Here is a 20,779-nt window from a genome sequence, read left to right as displayed (position 1 = left end):
CGCAGTTACCTCTTGTTCTTGATCGCGGTGCCGAGCACCTGCAGGTAGGCGACCAGCGCGTCCATCTCGGTCTTGCCCTTGACTGCGTCACGGGCACCGGCGATGTCCTCGTCGGTGTACGGCACGCCGAGGGTGCGCAGGGTGCGCATCTTGGTTTCGGTGTGGCTGTTGTCGACCTGTTCGGCGACCAGCCACGGGTAGGACGGCATCTTCGACTCAGGCACCACGTTGCGCGGGTTGTACAAGTGCGCGCGGTGCCAGTCGTCGGAGTAGCGCCCGCCCACGCGGGCCAGGTCCGGGCCGGTGCGCTTGGAGCCCCACAGGAACGGGTGGTCCCACACGCTTTCACCGGCTACCGAGTAGTGGCCATAGCGTTCGGTCTCGGCACGGAACGGGCGGATCATCTGCGAGTGGCAGCCCACGCAGCCTTCGCGGATATAGATATCGCGGCCTTCCAATTGCAGCGCGGTGTAGGGCTTCATGCCTTCGACCGGCTTGTTGGTAACGTCCTGGAAGAACAGCGGGACGATCTGGGTCAGCCCGCCGATGCTGACGGCAAACACCATCAGCAGCGCCATCAGGCCGATGTTTTTCTCGATGACTTCGTGTTTCATCAGGCGTGTCTCCTCAGGCCAGCTGGGCGTTCGCAGGGGCGGCGTCAGTGGCCGGCGCGCGTACCGTGCGCCAGGTGTTCCAGGCCATCAGGAACATGCCACTGAGGAAGATCGCACCGCCGACGAAGCGCACGATGAAGCCAGGGTGGCTGGCCACCAGGGTTTCGACGAACGAGTAGGTGAGCGTGCCGTCGCTGTTGACCGCGCGCCACATCAGGCCCTGGGCGATGCCGTTGACCCACATCGAGGCGATGTACAGCACGGTGCCGATGGTCGCCAGCCAGAAGTGCGCGTTGATCAGGCCGATGCTGTGCATCTGCTCTTTGCCGAACACTTTCGGGATGGTGTGGTACAGCGCGCCGATCGAGATCATCGCCACCCAGCCGAGGGCGCCCGCGTGGACGTGGCCGATGGTCCAGTCGGTGTAGTGCGACAGGGCGTTGACCGTCTTGATGGCCATCATCGGGCCTTCGAAGGTGGACATGCCGTAGAACGCCAGCGACACCACCAGGAAGCGCAGGATCGGGTCGCTGCGCAACTTATGCCAAGCGCCGGAGAGGGTCATCATGCCGTTGATCATGCCGCCCCAGCTCGGTGCCAGGAGGATCAGCGACATCACCATGCCCAGCGACTGCGCCCAGTCGGGCAGCGCGGTGTAGTGCAGGTGGTGCGGGCCGGCCCAGATGTACAGGGTGATCAGTGCCCAGAAGTGCACGATCGACAGGCGATAGGAATACACCGGGCGCTCGGCTTGCTTGGGCACGTAGTAGTACATCATTCCCAGGAAGCCTGCGGTCAGGAAGAAGCCCACCGCGTTGTGGCCGTACCACCACTGGACCATGGCATCGGTGGCGCCGGCATAGACCGAGTACGACTTGGTCAGGCTGACCGGCAGCTCGAGGTTGTTGATGATGTGCAGCATCGCCACGGTCAGGATGAATGCCCCGAAGAACCAGTTGCCGACGTAGATATGCTTGGTGTTGCGCTTCATCAGCGTGCCGAAGAACACGATGGCGTAGCAGACCCAGACGATGGTGATCAGGATGTCGATCGGCCATTCCAGCTCGGCGTATTCCTTGGAGCTGGTGTAGCCCAGCGGCAGACTGATGGCCGCGAGCAGGATCACCAGTTGCCAGCCCCAGAAGGTGAACGCGGCCAGTTTTGGTGAGAACAGGGTGGTCTGGCAGGTGCGTTGCACCGAATAATACGAGGTGGCGAACAGCGCACAGCCGCCGAAGGCGAAGATCACCGCATTGGTATGCAGGGGGCGCAGGCGGCCGAAGCTGGTCCAGGGGAGGTCGAAGTTGAGGGACGGCCAGGCGAGCTGGGCGGCGATGAAGACGCCGAGCCCCATCCCGACGATTCCCCACACCACCGTCATGATGGCGAATTGGCGGACCACCTTGTAGTTGTAGGCGGTACTGCTGGTTGTGTTCATGTATGGGTTCCCATCCACGGTTATTGGCAGGCTATAGAGCGAGGCAAGCATGATTAATGGGCAAAGTGCCGGTATTGACGGGGATCAATGGGCGAAGGTCGGAAATGTCCCAGGCTTGCGCTGCGATCCTCCGCAAATTCAAGGGGATGAGGGCTACAAAGGCTGCCTGATCCTGGCCCACGGCGCCGGTGCGCCGATGGACAGCGGGTTCATGAACGAGATGGCGCAAAGGCTTGCGGCGCTTGGGGTGGGGGTGATTCGCTTCGAGTTCCCGTACATGGCCGAACGCCGCGTGAACGGTGGCAAGCGGCCGCCCAATCCGCAGAAGGTTCTGCTGGAGTGCTGGCGCGAGGTATACCGGCAGGTGCGACCTTTGGTCGCGGGCACATTGGCCATTGGCGGCAAGTCCATGGGCGGGCGCATGGCCAGCCTGGTGGCGGACGAGCTTGGGGTGGATGCACTGGTTTGCCTGGGGTATCCGTTCTATGCGGTGGGCAAGCCGGAGAAACCCAGGGTCGAGCACCTGGCGGGGCTGAAGACGCCGACCTTGATCGTGCAGGGCGAGCGCGATGCGTTGGGTAATCGTGAGGCGGTGGCGGGGTATGCGCTGTCACCAGCGATCGAGGTGAGCTGGCGGGTGGCGGGGGATCATGACCTGAAGCCGTTGAAGGCTTCGGGGTTCAGCCATGCCCAGCATATGCAGGCGGCGGCCGAGCAGGTGGCGGAATTCTTGTTGAAATAGTGCTGGCCTCTTCGCGGGGCAAGCCCGCTCCCACAGATACCTGACTGAGCCTGAGTACAGTGGGGTACTTGTGGGCGCGGGCTCGCCCCGCGAAGAGGTCGATGCAGGCTATCGCTTAGTCGCGGTACTCGCACAGGTAAGCAGTGTCCACCGCTACCTTCAGCTGGAACTTGCTGTCAGCGGCAACATTGAATTTGTCGCCCGCGTTGAAGGTTTCCCAGTTGTCGCTACCCGGCAGCTTGACGGTCAATGCGCCGGAAACCACATGCATGATTTCGCGCTTGGCAGTGCCGAACTCGTATTCGCCCGGTGCCATCACACCCACGGTGGCCGGGCCTTCTTCGCCCGCGAATGCGATCGACTTGACGGTGCCGTTGAAGTACTCGTTGACCTGGAACATGGGCGACTCCTGAAAAGAGGGGGATGAAAAAGCGCTGGCCAGTATGCCCAAGGCCATCCCCGTCGTCATCTGCTTTCAGGTGCCCTTGGCCGGCAGGCTCAAGGGCAGCAGCCGCGCCGTGTTGCGCGCATCTTCCAGGGCCCGGTGCTGCTGCCCGCAGAAGTGCATGCCAGCCAGTTGCAAGGCACCATTGAGGCCCGTCGGCCGCTGCAGGTGGCGGGCCTTGGCGAAGCGCTGCTTGAGGTTGATGTGCGGCACGCTGCGCAGCAGGCTGTCGAGCCCGTGCTGCTGCCATTCCTGAAGCAGTTGCTGGCGGTCGTAGTCACCCCAGCTGACCCACGCCTGCAACTGCCCGCGGTGGTGCCCCAGCCAGCGCTCGAACCGTGCCCACACCTCCGGGAAGGCCGCAGCGCTGTCGACGCTGGCCTGGCTGATGTGCGTCAGTTCACGGCAGAACGGCGTCAGTTGCGGCCGTCGCCTGGGCCGCACGAAGCGCTGGAAGTGGTCGACTTCGCGGCCTTCGCGGGTCACCAGGCTTGCGCCGATTTCTATGATTTCCATCTCTGTGACCGGCCACCCACCATCGTCGGTGGTGGCTTCCAGGTCGATCACCAACCAATGGCCCATACCAGGCTCCCTTGCAGATCCTGCTAGAGCGTAGCCAATGTCGGGCCTTACGGCACCCCCTGGCAATTTGCCGCCTGCTTTGGCGCAAAGACCAGCGACCAGCTGTTGTGCCCTGCCCGGAAAACGCCTAGCTTAGGCGCAACCAGGTACGAACCGTGATGAGTGTCCGTCTTGACTTCAGCGCCCGGCCCAAAGGCCTTGTCCACTCTGCTGTTGCTGGCCGGCTTCTGGTTGGCGGTACCAGGCTGGGCTGGCGACGCGATCGAAGTGAAGATTGGTGCCGCGCATTTCCCGCCTTACACCGTTCGCCCCGAACAGGGGGCCGATACGGGTCTGTTGCCACAATTGATCGACGCCCTTAACCGCTCCCAGCAGGGCTACCACTTTGTCTTGGTGCCCACCTCCATTCAGCGGCGCTTTGGTGATTTGCAGCAGGGCCGCACCGACATGGCGGTCTTCGAGAACCCACAGTGGGGCTGGCAGCAGATTGCCCACCAGACAGTGGACATGGGCCTGGAAGATGCCGAAGTGTTCGTCGCCGCCAAGGCCAACGGCCGCGACCCGCATTACTTCGATGAGCTGCGCGGCAAGCGCCTGGCGCTGTTCAACGGTTACCACTATGCGTTCGCCAGCTTCAACGCCGACCCGGACTACCTGCGCAAAGCCTTCAATGCGACGCTGACCTATTCCCACGACAGCAACCTGCTGATGGTGCAGGCCGGCCGCGCCGACATCGCCCTGGTCACCCGCTCTTACCTCAGCGACTTTCTCGACCGTAACCCGGGCAGCCAGGCGCAACTGGTTGCCTCGCAGCGTATCGATCAGGTCTATCACCACTACGCTTTGCTGCGCCCTGGCGCGCCCATCGGCGAGCAATCGTTCGCGGCCTTGATGCGTGCCCTGCGCGAGAATGGTGAGCTGACGCGTATCTTTCAGCCCTACCGGATCACGGTACAGGCACCGCGCGACTAAATTCCCGTGCAGCGACAACGTTTTTAGCAGTGTGCCTTCTCTTCATTTTCGTGAGCCAAGACCATGCCGTTCGATGCCGCTTCGCAGCCACTGTCAGCGCCACGCTGGCGCACCCTCAGCGCCGATGAGGGCGAGAGCTGGCTGAGCCTGACCCTTGCCGGTCGCCCTTTGATCCAGCTGCGCCTGGCCCAGGGCGCGGCGCTTGAGGTGCACCTTGAAAGCCTTTGCCCAGAGCGCCCTTACCAGGCGTTGTGGGCTGCCTGCTATTGGCTGCTGGCACGCGATGTCGCCCGCCAGCGCCTGGCCTGGCACTTGCCCGAAGTGCTGCCCGAAGCCCTCGTCAGCGGCCTGTTGGTGCCCGGCGAGCAGGCGGGCGTGTACCTGTGCGAACGTACGTTGTTCTGGCAGTTGCCCCAACCCTGGCTTGGCGAGTCGATCGCCGGGGTGTACCCCCAGCAGATGCAGATCAGCAACGGCAAGCGCCACCCGCGCCGGGCGCCCAAGCCGCGTGGCGAAGTGTACCGACGTTTCGATGCACGCCTGGGCAGCTGGGTATCGCTGCGTACCCTGGAGATCGATCAGGACCTGGAACGCTTCAATCGCTGGCAGAACACCCCGCGGGTCGACAAGTTCTGGCAGGAGGGCGGCACCTTGCAGCAGCACCATGAATACCTGGCAAAGCTGCAAGCCGACCCGCATACCCTCACCTTGATCGGCTGTTTCGACGACGAGCCGTTCGCCTACTTCGAAGCGTACTGGGCCAAGGAAGATCGCATTGCGCCGTTCTACGCGGCCGATGATTACGACCGCGGCATCCACATGCTGGTGGGGGAGGAGGCGCACCGTGGGCCGCACAAGGTGGCCAGCTGGTTATCGGCGCTGGTGCACTACCTGTTCCTCGATGACCCGCGCACTCAGCGGGTGGTGGCCGAGCCGCGTGCGGACAACGGCAAGATGATCGGCTACATGCACGACCAGTGCTTCCATTGCGAGAAGGAATTCGATTTCCCGCACAAACGCGCGGCGCTGATGATTCTGGGGCGGGAGCGGTTTTTTGATCGGTGCACGCTGGTCTGAGAGTGCTGGGGGGCAATGCGCCCCCAACACTCATAAATTCAAACCTGACGGTTAGCCGTCTTGCGGCAATGCACCAAGGCGTCGCGGATCATGAAGTTGACCAAGGTCGGCGACACGCCGAGTTCCTTGGCGATGTCCTTCTGCGGCACGCCGTGCAAACGGTACATCTCGAACGCGTAACGGGTGCGCTGTGGCAGCTCGTTCAATGCTTCGGCAATGTCATCGAGGGCGGCAAGGTTGATGTGCGTGGCTTCGGGCGAGGCGTTCTGGATGACCACGTTCAGGCCTTCCTCTTCGCTGCCGGAGTACTTCAGCTCCATCGCCTGTTTGCGGTAGTGGTCGATGGCCAGGTTGCGCACGATCTGGAACAGGTAGCTCAGCTGCGCCTTGAATGACGAGGTGATCTGCGGGGCGGCACTGAGCCGGAAGAATGCATCCTGCACCACGTCTTCCGCGCGTGAGCGGCAGCCGGTGATGCGCGCAGCAATCTTGACCAGAATGCTGCGATTGTCGACGAAGGCCTGGAGTAATGGTGAATCGCACTTACTTGTGGATAGCTGTTCCGCCATGGAAATCACCTTGTCACAGAGAGGGGGGGAGGCACCCAACGTTGGGAAGCTTCCTGAGACGTGCGACAAGCTATTCAGAATGATAATGATTGTCAAATACGAAACGTAATTAGTATCTGTAAGTTTCGGTTCTAAGCAGCCCGCGTGAAACAGTTCACCTTTCGCCGTGCCTGCCACCGCGCAATCCGGTTAATTTCTTCCCCTGCCCATCCGTTCCCCTGTGTACATCCGGCCGCCGTGCGCTGCCCGCCGACGTTCGCGGAGCAGCCGGCCCGACTTCACCAGACACTGGCAGGAACACCCCATGACGGACGCCTTCGAACTCCCGCTCTCGCTGGTCCAGGCCCTCGCGCAACGCGCCGCGCAGACCCCGGACAAGATAGCCCTGCGCTTTCTGGCCGATGCGCCCGGCGAGCAGGCCGTGCTCAGCTACCGGGACCTGGACCGCCGCGCGCGCACCATCGCCGCTGCCTTGCAGGCCCGCGCAGGGTTCGGCGACCGTGCGGTGCTGCTGTTCCCCAGCGGCCCGGACTATGTCGCGGCGTTCTTTGGCTGCCTGTATGCCGGCGTCATCGCCGTGCCGGCGTATCCCCCAGAGTCCACGCGCCACCATCACCAGCAACGCCTGCTGTCGATCATCGACGATGCCGAGCCGCGCCTGCTGCTGACCGTGGCCGCGCTGCACGACAGCTTGCAGGGCTTGGACGCGCTGGCGGCGGCCAATGCCCCCGCGCTGCTGGCGGTGGATGGACTTGACCCGGCCCTGGCCGATGCCTGGCAAGAGCCTGCCCTGGCCGGCGATGACATCGCCTTCCTCCAGTACACCTCAGGCTCCACCGCGCTGCCCAAGGGCGTGCAGGTCAGCCATGGCAACCTGGTGGCCAACGAGCAGTTGATCCGTCACGGTTTCGGCATCGATGTGAACCCCGACGACGTCATCGTCAGCTGGCTGCCGCTGTACCACGACATGGGCCTGATCGGCGGCCTGCTGCAGCCGATCTTCAGCGGCGTGCCCTGCGTGCTGATGTCGCCTGGCTACTTCCTCGCCCGGCCACTGCGCTGGCTGCAGGCAATCAGCGATTACGGCGGCACCATCAGCGGCGGCCCCGACTTCGCCTACCGCCTGTGCAGCGAGCGGGTCAGCGAGGCCTCCCTGGCGGGGCTTGACCTGCGCCGCTGGCGCGTGGCCTATTCCGGCTCCGAACCGATCCGCCAGGACAGCCTGGCGACCTTCGCCGACAAGTTCCAGGCCTGTGGCTTCGACCCGCACAGCTTCTTCGCCAGTTACGGCCTTGCCGAGGCGACCCTGTTCGTCAGCGGCAGCCGACGCGGCCAGGGCATCGGCGCGCTGGAGGTGGATGCCGAGGCCTTCGCCGCCAACCGCGCCGAACCTGGTAGCGGCAGTGTGCTGATGAGCTGTGGCTACCCGCAGCCAGGGCATGCGGTGCGCATTGTCGAGCCGCAGCGCCTGGAAGTGCTGGGCGACAACTTGGTCGGTGAGGTCTGGGCGGGCGGCCCGAGCATCGCCTTGGGCTACTGGCGCAACCCCGAGGCCAGCGCCCGCACTTTCGTCGAAATGGACGGCCAGACCTGGCTGCGCACCGGCGACCTGGGTTTTATGCGCGATGGCGAAGTGTTCGTTACCGGGCGCTTGAAAGACATGCTCATCGTCCGCGGCCAGAACCTCTACCCGCAAGACCTGGAAAAAACCCTGGAGCGCGAAGTCGATGTGCTGCGCAAAGGCCGCGTAGCGGTGTTTGCCGTGGACCATCAGGGCGAGGAGGGCATCGGCGTGGCGGTGGAAGTCAGCCGCAATGTGCAAAAAGCCGTCGAGCCTCAGGCGCTGATCAAGACCTTGCGCCAGGTCATCGCCGACGCCTGCCGCCAGGCGCCGGCCGTGGTCCTGTTACTCAACCCGGGCGCACTGCCCAAGACCTCCAGCGGCAAGCTCCAGCGCTCGGCCTGCCGCCAGCGCATGGACGATGGCAGCCTGGACTGTTACGCGCGCTTCCCGGAGGCCAGCGAGCAGCACCCAAGCGGCGCGCCGGCCGACGACCTGCAGGCGCGCATCGCCGCTGTGTGGCGTGATGTGCTCAAGGTCGAAGCCGTGGCGGCGGACGATCACTTCCTGCTGCTGGGCGGCAACTCCATCGCGGCCACCCAGGCCACGGCGCGCCTGGCCGATGAGCTGGGCATCAACCTGGGCCTGCGCACCCTGTTCGAAGCCCCGCTGCTGGGTGAGTACAGCGCCGCTGTGGCGGCGATCGTTGCCGAAGGAGGGGCACAATCGGCCGGCATCGCCACCCTCGAGCGTGACCAGTCGCTGCCGCAATCACTGGCACAGAACCGCCTGTGGCTGCTCTGGCAACTCGAGCCGCAATCGGCGGCCTACAACATTCCGGCCGGCCTGCACCTGCGCGGTGAGCTGGACGTCGTTGCACTGGAGGCGACCTTCCAGGCCCTGGTCGCGCGCCATGAATCCTTGCGCACGGTCTTCAGCGAAGAGGACGGCCAGGCCCGGCAGCGGATCCTGGCACAGCAGCCGTTCAGCCTGCATCGGCTGGACCTCGAAGGCCAGGCGCCCGCGCAGGTTGCAGCATGCCGCGAGGAAGAGGCCCAGCAGCCGTTCGACCTTGGCCGAGGCCCCTTGCTGCGCGTGACCCTGGCGCGCCTGGACGATGACGAGCATCAGCTGTGGGTGACCCTGCACCACATCGTCGCCGATGGCTGGTCGCTGAACATTCTGCTCGACGAATTCGCCAGGCTGTACGCTGCGCACTGCCAAGGCCATGCAGCCGACCTGGCGCCCCTGCCGCTGGGTTACGCCGACTACGGCACCTGGCAGCGGCAATGGCTGGCCGACGGTGAAGCCGAACGCCAGTTGCACTACTGGAAGGCCAAGCTGGGCGATGCGGTGCCGGTGCTCGACCTGTGCACCGACCAGCCCCGCGCCAGCCAGCGTGACAAACGTGCGGCACGTTACAACCTGAAAGTGCCGGCCAAACTGACCGAGGCGCTCAAGGGCCTGGCCCGCGAGCAGCAGGCGAGCCTGTTCATGGTGCTGCTGGCCGGCTGGCAAGGTGTGCTGCACCGCTACAGCGGCCAGGCAGACATCCGTGTCGGCGTGCCCAATGCCAACCGCCCGCGCCTGGAAACCCAGGGCCTGGTCGGCTTCTTCATCAACAGCCAGGTGCTGCGTGCGCAGCTGCATGGCCGCTTGCCCTTCGAGCAACTGCTGGCCCAGGCACGCCAAGCCACCCTCGAGGCCCAGGCCAACCAGGACCTGCCTTTCGAGCAGCTCCTCGAAGCCCTGCCAGAAGCCCGCGAACAGGGCCTGTTCCAGGTCATGTTCAACCATCAGCAACGCGACCTTTCGGCCTTGCGCCGCTTGCCTGGCCTGCTTGCCGAAGAGCTGCCCTGGCACAGCCGCGAAGCCAAGTTCGACCTGCAGCTGCATAGCGAAGAGGACCATCAAGGCCGCCTGACGCTGGCCTTCGACTATGCCGCCGAGCTGTTCGAGGCCAGTACCGTCAAGCGCCTGGCCGCGCACCTGCTGGCGTTGCTGGAGCAGGTCTGCGCCCAGCCGCATTTGGCGCTGGGCGAGGTGCAACTGCTCAATGAGCACAGCCGCGCGCAGGTGCTCGGCTGGGGCCAGGCAGCCGCCGCGGCGCCCGAGCGCCTGCTGGTCGAACAGCTCAACGAGCAGGCTCGGCTGACCCCACAGCGCATTGCGCTGGCCTGGCAGGGTGGCAGCCTCGACTATGCCGAGCTGCACCAGCAGGCCAACCGCCTTGCCCATTACCTGCGTGACAAAGGCGTTGGCCCCGACACCTGCGTGGCCATCGCCGTCGAGCGCTCGCCGCAGTTGCTGGTCGGCCTGCTGGCCATCCTCAAGGCCGGCGGCGCCTACGTGCCGCTGGACGTGGACTACCCGGCCGAGCGCCTGGCCTACATGCTCGGCGACTGCAACGCCAGCCTGCTGCTGAGCCACAGCGCCTTGCTGGGCAAGCTGCCGCAGGTCGAAGGTGTCAGCGCCATCGCCCTGGACCAGCTGCACCTGGACAGCTGGCCCAGCCAAGCCCCAGGCCTGCACCTGCACGGCGACAACCTGGCCTATGTGATCTACACCTCGGGTTCCACCGGCCAGCCCAAGGGCGTGGGTAATACCCATGCCGCCCTGGCCGAACGCCTGCAGTGGATGCAAACCACCTATGCGCTGAACGACGCTGATGTGCTGATGCAAAAAGCGCCTATCAGCTTCGACGTCTCGGTGTGGGAGTGCTTCTGGCCGCTGATCACCGGCTGCAAGCTGGTGCTGGCTGGCCCCGGCGAACACCGTGACCCCCAACGCATCGCTGCGCTGGTGCAGCAGCATGGCGTGACCACGCTGCACTTCGTGCCGCCGTTGTTGCAAGTGTTTGTGCAGGAGCCGCAGGCCGCAGCCTGCACCAGCCTGCGCCGGCTGTTCTCCGGGGGTGAGGCATTGTCCGCGACCCTGCGTGACCGTGTGCTGCAAGTGCTGCCCCAGGTGCAGTTGCACAACCGCTACGGCCCGACCGAAACCGCCATCAACGTCACCCACTGGCACTGCCAGGCCGAAGACGGCGAGCGTTCGCCGATTGGCCGCCCGCTGGGCAACGTGCTGTGCCGCGTGCTGGACGATGAGCTGGAACTGACTGCCCCGGGCGTGCCGGGTGAGTTGTACCTGGGCGGCGCGGGCCTGGCCCGTGGCTACCTGGGCCGCCCGGGCCTCACCGCCGAGCGCTTCGTGCCCCAGGCCGACGGTGACGGCCAGCGCCTGTACCGCAGTGGCGACCGTGCCCGCTGGCAAACCCAGCTCCAGGCGCTGGAATACCTCGGGCGCCTCGACCAGCAGGTGAAGGTTCGCGGTTTTCGCGTCGAGCCTGAAGAGGTTCAGGCGTGCCTGCTGGCGCAGCCTGGTGTCGAGCAGGCGCTGGTGCTGATCCACAAGGATGCGCTGGGTGCACAGCTGGTCGGCTACTACAGCGGCGCGGCCGAGCCTGCCACCCTGTTGGCCGCTCTGGCCGAGCAACTGCCGGCCTACATGGTGCCGGCGCAGCTGATCGCGCTGGCGCACATGCCCTTGGGCCCGAGCGGCAAGGTCGATCGCAAGGCGCTGCCAGCCCCTGTGTGGCAGCAGCGCGAGCATGTGGCGCCGCAGAGTGCGTTGCAGCAACAGGTGGCGGCGATCTGGTGTGAGGTCTTGAACCTGCCGCGTGTCGGCCTGCAGGACGACTTCTTCGCCCTCGGCGGCCATTCGCTGCTCGCCACCCAGATCGTTTCGCGAACCCGCCAGGCGTGCGATGTCGAACTGCCGCTCAAAGTCCTGTTCGAAGCCAGCGAGCTGGGCGCCTTCTGCGCCGAGATCACGCGCATCCGAGATGCCGGCGAGCGTAACCTGCAAGGCGAGATCGCCCGCGTCGACCGCCGCCAGGCCGTGCCGTTGTCGTACTCGCAACAGCGCATGTGGTTCCTCTGGCAGATGGAGCCAGACAGCCCCGCCTACAACGTCGGCGGCATGGCGCGCCTGCGTGGCACCCTGCACGTGGACGCCTTCGAGCGTGCGCTGCAGGCCCTGATCGTGCGCCACGAAACCCTGCGCACCACCTTCCCCAGCATCGACGGCGCAGCGTACCAGTGCGTGGCCGAAGACAGCGGCTTGCAGCTTGGCTGGCACGACTTCAGCACCTTGCCCGCCGAGGCCCGCGAGCAACGCCTGCATCAGCTGGCAGACGACCAGGCGCACCAGCCGTTCGACCTGGAGCGCGGGCCACTGCTGCGCGCCTGCCTGGTCAAGGCCCAGGAGCGTGAGCACTACTTTGTGCTGACCTTGCACCACATCGTCACCGAAGGCTGGGCCATGGACATCTTCGCCCGCGAGCTTGGCGAGCTGTACGAAGCCTTCGTCGATGATCGCGAGTCGCCCCTGGCGCCGCTGCCGGTGCAATACCTGGATTACAGCGTGTGGCAGCGGCACTGGCTGGAAAGCGGCGAAGGCGCGCGCCAGTTGGCCTACTGGAAAGCCCGCCTGGGCGATGAGCACCCGGTGCTGGCATTGCCCACCGATCGCCCGCGCCCGGCAGTGCAGAGCCACCGTGGCGAGCTGTACCGCTTCGAGCTCGACCCGGCGCTGGTGGCCCGTGTGCATGCCTTCAACAGCCAGCGTGGGCTGACCCTGTTCATGACCATGACGGCCACCCTGGCGGCCTTGCTGCACCGCTACAGCGGCCAGCGTGACCTGCGCATCGGTGCCCCGGTGGCCAACCGCATCCGCCCGGAAAGCGAGGGGCTGATCGGCGCCTTCCTCAACACCCAGGTACTGCGTTGCGAGCTGGACGGCCACATGACCGCCGCCGCACTGCTGGAGCAGATGCGCCAGGCCGCCATCGAAGGCCAGTCGCACCAGGACTTGCCGTTCGACCAGTTGGTCGAAGCCCTGCAACCGCCGCGCAGCAGCGCCTACAACCCGCTGTTCCAGGTGATGTGCAACGTCCAGCGCTGGGCGTTCCAGCAAAGCCGGGAGCTGGCCGGCATGCAGGTCGACTACCTGGTCAACGACGCCAGCGCCACCAAGTTCGACCTGTACTTGGAAGTCACTGACCTCGATGGCCGCCTGGGCTGCTGCCTGACCTACAGCCGTGACCTGTTCGACGCGCCGCGCATCGGGCGCATGGCTGAACACTGGCAGCAACTGCTGGCCGGCCTGCTGGACGACCCGCAACAGCGCCTGTGCGAGCTGCCGATGCTGAGCCCCGACGAGCAACAGGTGCTGGTTGGCCAGTTGCAGGGCGCGCAGCATGGCGCGCTCGACCAGACCTTGCACGGCCTGTTCGCCGCCCAAGCTTCACGCACGCCGCACGCGCTGGCGCTGACCTTCGCCGGCCAGCACCTGAGCTACGCCGAGCTGGACCAGCAGGCCAACCGCCTGGCCCGCGCCCTGCGCGAGCGCGGGGTCGGCCCGCAGGTGCGCGTCGGCCTGGCCCTGGAACGTTCGCTGGAAATGGTCATCGGCTTGCTGGCCATCCTCAAGGCGGGCGGTGCCTATGTGCCGCTCGACCCGGAGTACCCGCTCGACCGCTTGCGCTACATGATCGAAGACAGCCGTATTGGCCTGCTGCTCGGCCAGCGCGCGCTGCTAGAAACCCTTGGCGAGCTGCCTGAAGGTGTGGCCCGCTGGAGCCTGGAAGACGATGCGTCCAGCTTGTCGGCCTTCAGCGATGCCGCGCTGGATAACCTCAACCTGCCGCAACATCAGGCCTATCTGATCTACACCTCGGGCTCGACCGGCAAGCCCAAGGGCGTGGTGGTCAGCCACGGTGAAATCGCCATGCATTGCCAGGCTGTGATCGAGGCCTTCGGCATGCGCAGCGACGACTGCGAGCTGCACTTCTATTCGATCAACTTCGACGCCGCCAGCGAGCGCCTGCTGACGCCGCTGCTGTGCGGTGCCCGCGTGGTGATCCGCGCCCAAGGCCAGTGGGGCGCTGAAGAGATCTGCCAACTGGTGCGTGAGCAGCAGGTGAGTATCCTTGGCTTCACCCCAAGCTACGGCAGCCAGTTGGCCCAGTACCTGGCAGGGCAGGGCGAGCAGTTGCCGGTGCGCCTGGTGATCACCGGCGGTGAAGCGTTGACCGGCGAGCACCTGCAGCGCATTCGCCAGGCGTTCGCGCCGCAGCAGTTCTTCAATGCCTACGGCCCGACCGAAACCGTGGTCATGCCGCTGGCCTGCCTGGCCCCGCAAACGCTGTCGGCCGACATGGGCAGCGTGCCGATCGGCCGGGTGATTGGCGCCCGCAGCGCCTACATCCTCGACGAAGACCTGGCCCTGTTGCCACAAGGCGGTATCGGCGAGCTGTATGTCGGCGGTGCCGGCCTGGCCCAGGGGTATCACGACCGCCCGGGGCTGAGCGCCGAGCGCTTCGTCGCCGACCCGTTCTGTGCCGAGGGTGGCCGGCTGTACCGCACCGGTGACCTGGTCCGCCTGGGCACCGATGGCTTGGTCGAGTACGTCGGCCGTGCCGACCAGCAGGTGAAGATTCGCGGCTTCCGTATCGAGCTGGGCGAAATCGAAAGCCGCCTGCAGGCGCATGCAGAGGTCGACGAGGCCGTGGTGCTGGCCCTCGACCTGCCGGGTGGCAAGCAACTGGTTGGCTACCTGGTGTGCAAGCAGGCCGGTGCCGGCAGTGAGGCTCAGGCCGTGCTGCGCGAAGCGGTCAAGGCCGATGCCCGCCAGCACCTGCCGGACTACATGGTGCCCGCTCACCTGGTCCTGCTCGACAGCTTGCCGCTGATGGGCAACGGCAAACTCGACCGCCGCGCACTGCCGTTGCCGGACCTGGAGCAGGCGCGCCAGCATTACCAGGCGCCGAGCAATGAGGTGGAAGCGCAGCTGGCGCAGGTGTGGTGCGATGTGCTCAACCTTCCCCGCGTTGGTGTGCAGGACAATTTCTTCGAACTGGGTGGCGACTCGATCCTGTCGATCCAGGTGGTCAGCCGTGCCCGCCAGTTGGGCCTGCAGTTCACCCCGCGCGATCTGTTCCAGCACCAGACTATCCAGACCTTGGCCACCGTGGCCAGCCTGAGCGCCGCGCCAACTGGCATCGAGCAAGGCCTGCGCCAGGGGCACAGCGGCCTGACGCCGATCCAGCACTGGTTCTTCGACAGCGAGGTGGCCCAGCCTCAGCACTGGAACCAGGCAGTGCTGCTGCAGGCGCGCCAGCCACTGGACGCTGCGGCACTGGAGCAGGCCCTGGTCGCGCTGGTGCAGCACCATGACAGCCTGCGCCTGCGTTTCAGCCAGGCCAGTGGCCGCTGGCAGGCCGAGTACGCCCAGCCTGCCCCTCAGCAGTTGCTGTGGGCCGCGACAGTCGCCGACTTCGATGACTGCCAGGCGTTGTACACCGACCTGCAGCGCAGCCTCGACCTGGAACAAGGCCCGCTGCTGCGCGCCTTGCTGGTGGCGGACGGGCAGGGCAGCCAACGCCTGCTGCTGGCCATCCATCACCTGGTGGTCGACGGTGTGTCCTGGCGTGTGCTGCTCGAAGACTTGCAGGCGCTGTACCGTGGCCAGCCGCTGGCGGCCAAGACCCATGCCATGAGCGACTGGGCTGCGCGCCTGGCCAGCTATGCCGGCAGCGACTCGCTGCGCGACGAGCTGGACTGGTGGCACGGCCAGCTTGGCGCTGTGCGCCACGAACTGCCGTGTGATCACCCGCAGGGTGGCAACCTGCACCGCCACGCCCGGACCCTGGCCATCGGCCTCGATGCAGAACAGACCCGCCAGTTGCTGCAACAGGCGCCGGCGGCCTACCACACCCAGGTCAACGACCTGCTGCTGACGGCCCTGGCCCGTACCTTGTGCCGCTGGAGTGGTGACGCTGAAGTGCTGGTGCAGCTTGAAGGCCACGGCCGCGACGGGCTGTTCGAAGACATGGACCTGACCCGCAGCGTGGGCTGGTTCACCAATGCCTACCCGCTGAGCCTGCGCCCGGTGCTGGGTGAAGACGAGGCCGCGCGCGCCAGCTCGATCAAACGGGTCAAGGAGCAACTGCGCCAGGTGCCGCACAAAGGCCAGGGCTATGGCGTGCTGCGCTACCTGGTCGACGAGGCCGGGCGTGAACGCATGGCCGCGCTGCCGCAGGCACGCATCACCTTCAACTACCTGGGGCAGTTCGACCAGCAGTTTGACGCCGACGCGCTGTTCCAGCCGCTGGACGCCGCGGCGGGCCTGGCCCATGACCTCGATGCAGCGCTGCCCAACTGGCTGAGTGTCGACGGCCAGGTCTATGCCGGCGCCCTGCAGTTGCGCTGGACCTACAGCAGCGAACGCTACGATGAGCAGACCATCGCCACCCTGGCCGAAGGCTACCGCCAGGAGCTGCTGGCGCTGGTCGGCCATTGCCTGGCCGACGGCAGCGGCAGCTTCACGCCGTCTGACTTCCCGTTGGCGCACCTGACCCAGGAGCAGATCGACAGTTTGCCGGTCGCCGCCGCCGAGATCGACGACGTCTACCCGCTGACGCCGATGCAGGAAGGCATGCTGCTGCACACCCTGCTGGAGCCGGGCACCGGCATCTACTACATGCAGGACCGTTACCGCATCAACAGTGCGCTCGACCCCGACCGCTTCGCCCAGGCCTGGCAGGCGGTGGTGGCGCGGCATGAGGCACTGCGCGCATCGTTCAGCTGGAACGCCGGCGAGGCGATGCTGCAGATCATCCACAAGCCAGGCAAGACTGCCGTGGATTATCAGGACTGGCGCGGCCTCGACGACAGCGCCCAGGAAGCGCGCCTGCAAAGCCTGCACAAACAGGAGCGTGAGGCCGGTTTTGACTTGCTCTGTGAAGCACCCTTCCACCTGCGCCTGGTGCGGGTTGCCGATGCGCGCTACTGGTTCATGATGAGCAATCACCACATCCTGATCGATGCCTGGTGCCGCTCGTTGCTGATGAACGACTTCTTCGAGGTCTACCAGGCCCTTGGCGAAGGCCGCCAGGCCCAGCTGCCGGTGCCGCCCCGTTACCGCGACTACATCAGCTGGCTGCAACGCCAGGACCTGGACGAGGCACGCCAGTGGTGGCAGGCCAACCTGGCCGGCTTCGAGCGGGCCACCGCGGTCCCCAGTGACCGCCCGTTGCGCCACGACCACGCCGGTGACGGGATGGTCGTCGGCGACTGCTACACCCGTCTGCAGGTCAGTGACGGGGTGCGCTTGCGTGAACTGGCCCAGGCCCATCAGCTGACCATCAACACCTTCGCCCAGGCGGCCTGGGCCCTGGTGCTGGCGCGCTACAGCGGCGACCGCGACGTGGCCTTTGGGGTCACTGTGGCCGGGCGCCCGGTGAGCATGCCGCAGATGCAGCGCACCGTCGGGCTGTTCATCAACAGCATCGCCTTGCGCGTGCAACTGCCAGCGGCAGGCGAGCGCCGCAGTGTACGCAGCTGGCTGCAAGGCTTGCTCGAGCACAACATGCAAGTGCGCGAATATGAGTACCTGCCGTTGGTGGCGATTCAGGAATGCAGCGAGCTGCCCAAGGGCCAGCCGCTGTTCAACAGCCTGTTCGTGTTCGAGAACGCGCCGGTGGAAACTGCGGTGCTCGACCATGCCCAGCACCTCAACGCCAGCTCGGACTCGGGCCGTACCCACACCAACTTCCCGTTGACGGCGGTGTGCTATCCGGGTGATGACCTGGGCCTGCACCTGTCATTCGACCAGCGCTACTTCGACTACCCGACTGTCGAGCGCTTGCTGGCCGAATTCAAGCGCCTGTTGCTGGCACTGGTAGAGGGTTTTGAAGGGGAGGTCAGTGACCTGCCGCTGCTGGGTGCCGAAGAGCAGCGTTTCCTGTTGGAAGACTGTAACCGCACCGAGCATGCCTATGCCCTGGAGCAGAGCTATGTCGAGCAGTTCGAGGCGCAGGTCGCCGCCCACCCGCCGCGTACCGTGGCACGCTGCCTGGAAGCGTCCTATGACTACGCCGGCCTGAACCTGGCGGCCAACCGCCTGGGCCATGCCTTGATCGGCGCGGGCGTCAGCGTCGATCAGCCGGTTGCGCTGCTGGCAGAGCGCAGTTTGCCGTTGCTGGGCATGATCGTCGGCAGCTTCAAGGCCGGTGCCGGTTACCTGCCGCTGGACCCGGGCCTGCCGGCCGCACGCCTGCAGCGCATCGTCGAACTCAGCCGCACGCCAGTGCTGGTGTGCAGCGCCGCTTGCGCCGAGCAGGGTCGCCAATTGCTGGATGAACTGGGTGGCGTGGCACGGCCGAAGCTGCTGGTGTGGGAAGACATCCAGGCCAGCAACATCGCCAGCCACAACCCCGGTATTCACAGCGGGCCCGACAACCTCGCCTACGTCATCTACACCTCGGGCTCCACCGGGTTGCCCAAAGGTGTGATGGTCGAGCAGTGCGGCATGCTCAACAACCAGCTGAGCAAGGTGCCTTACCTGGCCCTGAGCGAACAGGACGTGATTGCCCAGACCGCGTCGCAGAGCTTCGATATTTCGGTCTGGCAGTTCCTTGCCGCACCTTTGTTCGGCGCCAGGCTGGAGATCGTGCCGAATGCCATCGCCCATGACCCGCAGGGCCTGCTGGCGCATGTGCAGGCCACCGGCATCACCGTGCTGGAGAGCGTCCCGTCGCTGATCCAGGGCATGCTGGCCAACGATCATCAAAGCCTCGATGGCCTGCGCTGGATGCTGCCGACCGGCGAGGCGATGCCGCCGGAGCTGGCCGCGCAATGGCTGCAGCGTTACCCGGCGATCGGCCTGGTCAATGCCTACGGCCCGGCGGAGTGTTCGGACGATGTGGCGTTCTTCCGCGTCGATGTCGAGTCGACCCGCGGCAGCTACCTGCCGATTGGTACGCCGACCGACAACAACCGCCTGTACCTGTTCGGCGAGGACCAGACCTTGGTGCCATTGGGCGCGGTCGGCGAGCTGTGTGTCGCCGGCACCGGTGTGGGCCGTGGTTATGTCGGTGACCCTGTGCGGACGGCCATGGCCTTCATCCCGCACCCGCATGGTGCACCGGGCGAGCGCCTGTACCGCACTGGCGACCTGGCTCGGCAACGTCCGGACGGTGTGCTGGAATACGTGGGCCGCATCGATCATCAGGTGAAGATCCGTGGCTACCGCATCGAGCTGGGCGAGATCGAAGCGCGCCTGCACGAGCAGCCAGAGTTGCGCGATGCCGCGGTGAGCGTGCAGGAGGGCGTCAACGGCAAGCACCTGGTCGGCTACCTGGTGGCGCATCAGGGCGTCAGCGCCGATGCGGCGTTACTCGAACAGGTCAAGCAGCGCCTGCGCGCTGCGCTGCCGGAGTACATGGTGCCCTTGCACTGGGGCTGGTTCGACAGCCTGCCGCACAACGCAAACGGCAAGCTCGACCGCAAGGCGCTGCCGGCCATTGACATCGGTGGCCAGCACAGCCAGGCCTATGAGGCGCCGCGTGACGAGCTGGAAACGGTGCTGGCAGGCATCTGGGCCGACGTGCTCAAGGCCGAACGGGTGGGGGTGCACGACAACTTCTTCGAGCTGGGCGGGCATTCATTGCTGGCGACGCAGATTGCCTCGCGGGTGCAGAAGCAATTGCAGCTCAATGTGCCGCTGCGGGCGATGTTCGAGTGCAGCACCGTGGCGGAATTGGCGGTGTACGTGCAGGGGCTGCAGGGCAGTGCGCTGGATGATGACAAGGTTGACCGGCTTAGTGACCTGATGGCGGAGCTGGAGGGGTTGTAGGGGTTTTGGGTAGGCCGTGAGTTTTGTTGGGCGGCGCAGATCGAGCGCCGCCCGCGCGGCGCTTCGCGGGGCAAGTCGGATCGCCGCACCGCCGCTCCCACATCTGTTTCGGGCCAGTGAGGCCTGTGCTATTGGCGCGCGACCGCCTTGTTTGTCCGACGCGATATTGAGGCGGGCACCAAGGGGCCGCGCGCCAATGCCTCAGGAATAACTGGCCCGAAACAGATGTGGGAGCGGCGGTGCGGCGATCCGACTTGCCCCGCGAAGCGCCGCGCGGGCGGCGCTCGATCTGCGCCGCCACCTAATACCCACGGCATGCACTACCGCTTGCCGAGTATCTTCCCCAGCATCTCCGGCCTTGGCGCCCCTTGCTGGCTCTGCAGGTTGCCCTGCTCATCCTGATAGAAGATCGCCGGGGTTGCTTGCAACCCCATTTCCTCCATCAACGCCATATTCCCTTCCAGCTGCTTCTGCACCGCCTCTGGCACCTTCTCCAGCGCCTTGAGCGAACTGGCCTTGCCGGCCTTCTCGTGCTGTGCCAGCGCCTTGGCCGGGTCCTTGGCCGCCAGCAACGCCGCCGACTTGCCCGGGCTGTCCTCGCGAATGATGCCGACCATGATATGGCGCAATTGCACCTTGCCCGATTCCACCCATGGCCGCGCCTGCTGCCAGAACATATTGCAGTACGGGCAGTTGGGGTCGCTGAACAGGTAGACGATGCGCGGCGCATCGGCCTTGCCATCGGCGATCCAGGCGGTTTTTTCCATCTTCGCCCAGATGGCCTTGCTCATCGGCCCGTAGACCAGCTTGTCCAACGGAGCGGCGCTGAGGTCCTGGCCTTGTTCGTCGAACAGGCTGCCGACCAGCACATGCTTGCCGTCAGGTGTCAGGTACAGGGCGATGCCGTTGTTCTGGTACTCGGCGGCATAACCGCGCAGGCCATCGGGGGCATCGAAGCTGCCCTTGATCACGGCCCCCTTGGCTTGCAGTTGCTGGATCGCTTTGGGCAGCGCTTCTTCGGCGTGCAGCAGCGGGGCGGCCAGCAGGGCCAGGGACAGGGGCAGCAGTGCAGTCAATCGCAT

General features: G+C 65.7%; 10 protein-coding genes. 4 read left to right on the top strand and 6 right to left on the bottom strand.

The genetic code is table 11. The annotated features are described in order from the left end of the window. Positions 1–5 precede the first annotated feature (5 nt). Both ccoO and ccoN read right to left on the bottom strand, forming a co-directional pair. A complete protein-coding gene (gene ccoO, locus LJX93_RS18440; RefSeq protein ID WP_033699340.1) occupies positions 6–614 on the bottom strand; it encodes a cytochrome-c oxidase, cbb3-type subunit II in 609 nt (202 codons plus the stop codon). A 13-nt stretch (positions 615–627) separates the two neighbouring features. Further along, positions 628–2,052, bottom strand: a complete 1,425-nt coding sequence (ccoN, locus tag LJX93_RS18435; protein ID WP_027592920.1) for a cytochrome-c oxidase, cbb3-type subunit I — start codon at positions 2,050–2,052, stop codon at positions 628–630. A gap of 49 nt (positions 2,053–2,101) precedes the next feature. Between ccoN and LJX93_RS18430 the strand changes: the two genes are divergently transcribed. Continuing rightward, complete coding sequence (locus tag LJX93_RS18430) at positions 2,102–2,794, top strand: alpha/beta family hydrolase (protein ID WP_047581308.1); 693 nt, start codon at positions 2,102–2,104, stop codon at positions 2,792–2,794. A 115-nt stretch (positions 2,795–2,909) separates the two neighbouring features. On the opposite strand, the gene LJX93_RS18425 is transcribed toward LJX93_RS18430, so the two are convergent. Together LJX93_RS18425 and LJX93_RS18420 are read right to left on the bottom strand one after the other, a co-directional pair. Beyond that, positions 2,910–3,194 (bottom strand): pyrimidine/purine nucleoside phosphorylase, encoded by a 285-nt coding sequence (locus LJX93_RS18425; protein ID WP_033699336.1) that lies wholly within the window; start codon positions 3,192–3,194, stop codon positions 2,910–2,912. A 75-nt stretch (positions 3,195–3,269) separates the two neighbouring features. Then, on the bottom strand, positions 3,270–3,821 hold the full coding sequence (locus LJX93_RS18420; protein ID WP_033699335.1) for an exonuclease domain-containing protein: 552 nt from the start codon (positions 3,819–3,821) through the stop codon (positions 3,270–3,272). Between the two features lie 171 nt (positions 3,822–3,992). On the opposite strand from LJX93_RS18420, the gene LJX93_RS18415 reads away from it, so the two are divergent. Both LJX93_RS18415 and LJX93_RS18410 read left to right on the top strand, forming a co-directional pair. Further along, positions 3,993–4,793, top strand: a complete 801-nt coding sequence (locus LJX93_RS18415; protein ID WP_047581306.1) for a substrate-binding periplasmic protein — start codon at positions 3,993–3,995, stop codon at positions 4,791–4,793. A 63-nt stretch (positions 4,794–4,856) separates the two neighbouring features. After that, on the top strand, positions 4,857–5,870 hold the full coding sequence (locus LJX93_RS18410; RefSeq protein WP_033699332.1) for a GNAT family N-acetyltransferase: 1,014 nt from the start codon (positions 4,857–4,859) through the stop codon (positions 5,868–5,870). Between the two features lie 38 nt (positions 5,871–5,908). Here the strand turns inward: LJX93_RS18410 and LJX93_RS18405 are convergent, their stop codons facing one another. Continuing rightward, positions 5,909–6,439 carry an RNA polymerase factor sigma-70 gene (locus tag LJX93_RS18405; RefSeq protein WP_033699331.1) on the bottom strand — a complete coding sequence of 177 codons (531 nt, stop codon included), beginning with the start codon at positions 6,437–6,439 and terminating at the stop codon, positions 5,909–5,911. A gap of 304 nt (positions 6,440–6,743) precedes the next feature. Here LJX93_RS18405 and LJX93_RS18400 point away from each other — a divergent pair, with 304 nt between their 5' ends. Beyond that, the gene (locus LJX93_RS18400) at positions 6,744–19,697 is read left to right on the top strand and encodes a non-ribosomal peptide synthetase (RefSeq protein WP_227696271.1); all 12,954 of its coding nucleotides are present in this window, start codon (positions 6,744–6,746) and stop codon (positions 19,695–19,697) included. 320 nt (positions 19,698–20,017) lie between these two features. On the opposite strand, the gene dsbG is transcribed toward LJX93_RS18400, so the two are convergent. Next, positions 20,018–20,779: a thiol:disulfide interchange protein DsbG gene (gene dsbG, locus LJX93_RS18395; RefSeq protein WP_033699327.1), complete on the bottom strand. Its 762-nt coding sequence runs from the start codon at positions 20,777–20,779 to the stop codon at positions 20,018–20,020.

Origin of the sequence: Pseudomonas sp. HN2-3 (genome assembly GCF_020691745.1) — a bacterium.
Lineage (GTDB): Bacteria > Pseudomonadota > Gammaproteobacteria > Pseudomonadales > Pseudomonadaceae > Aquipseudomonas > Aquipseudomonas capeferrum.
The sequence above is the reverse complement of the archived record's forward strand: the minus strand, read 5'-3'. Positions and strand labels throughout refer to the sequence as shown.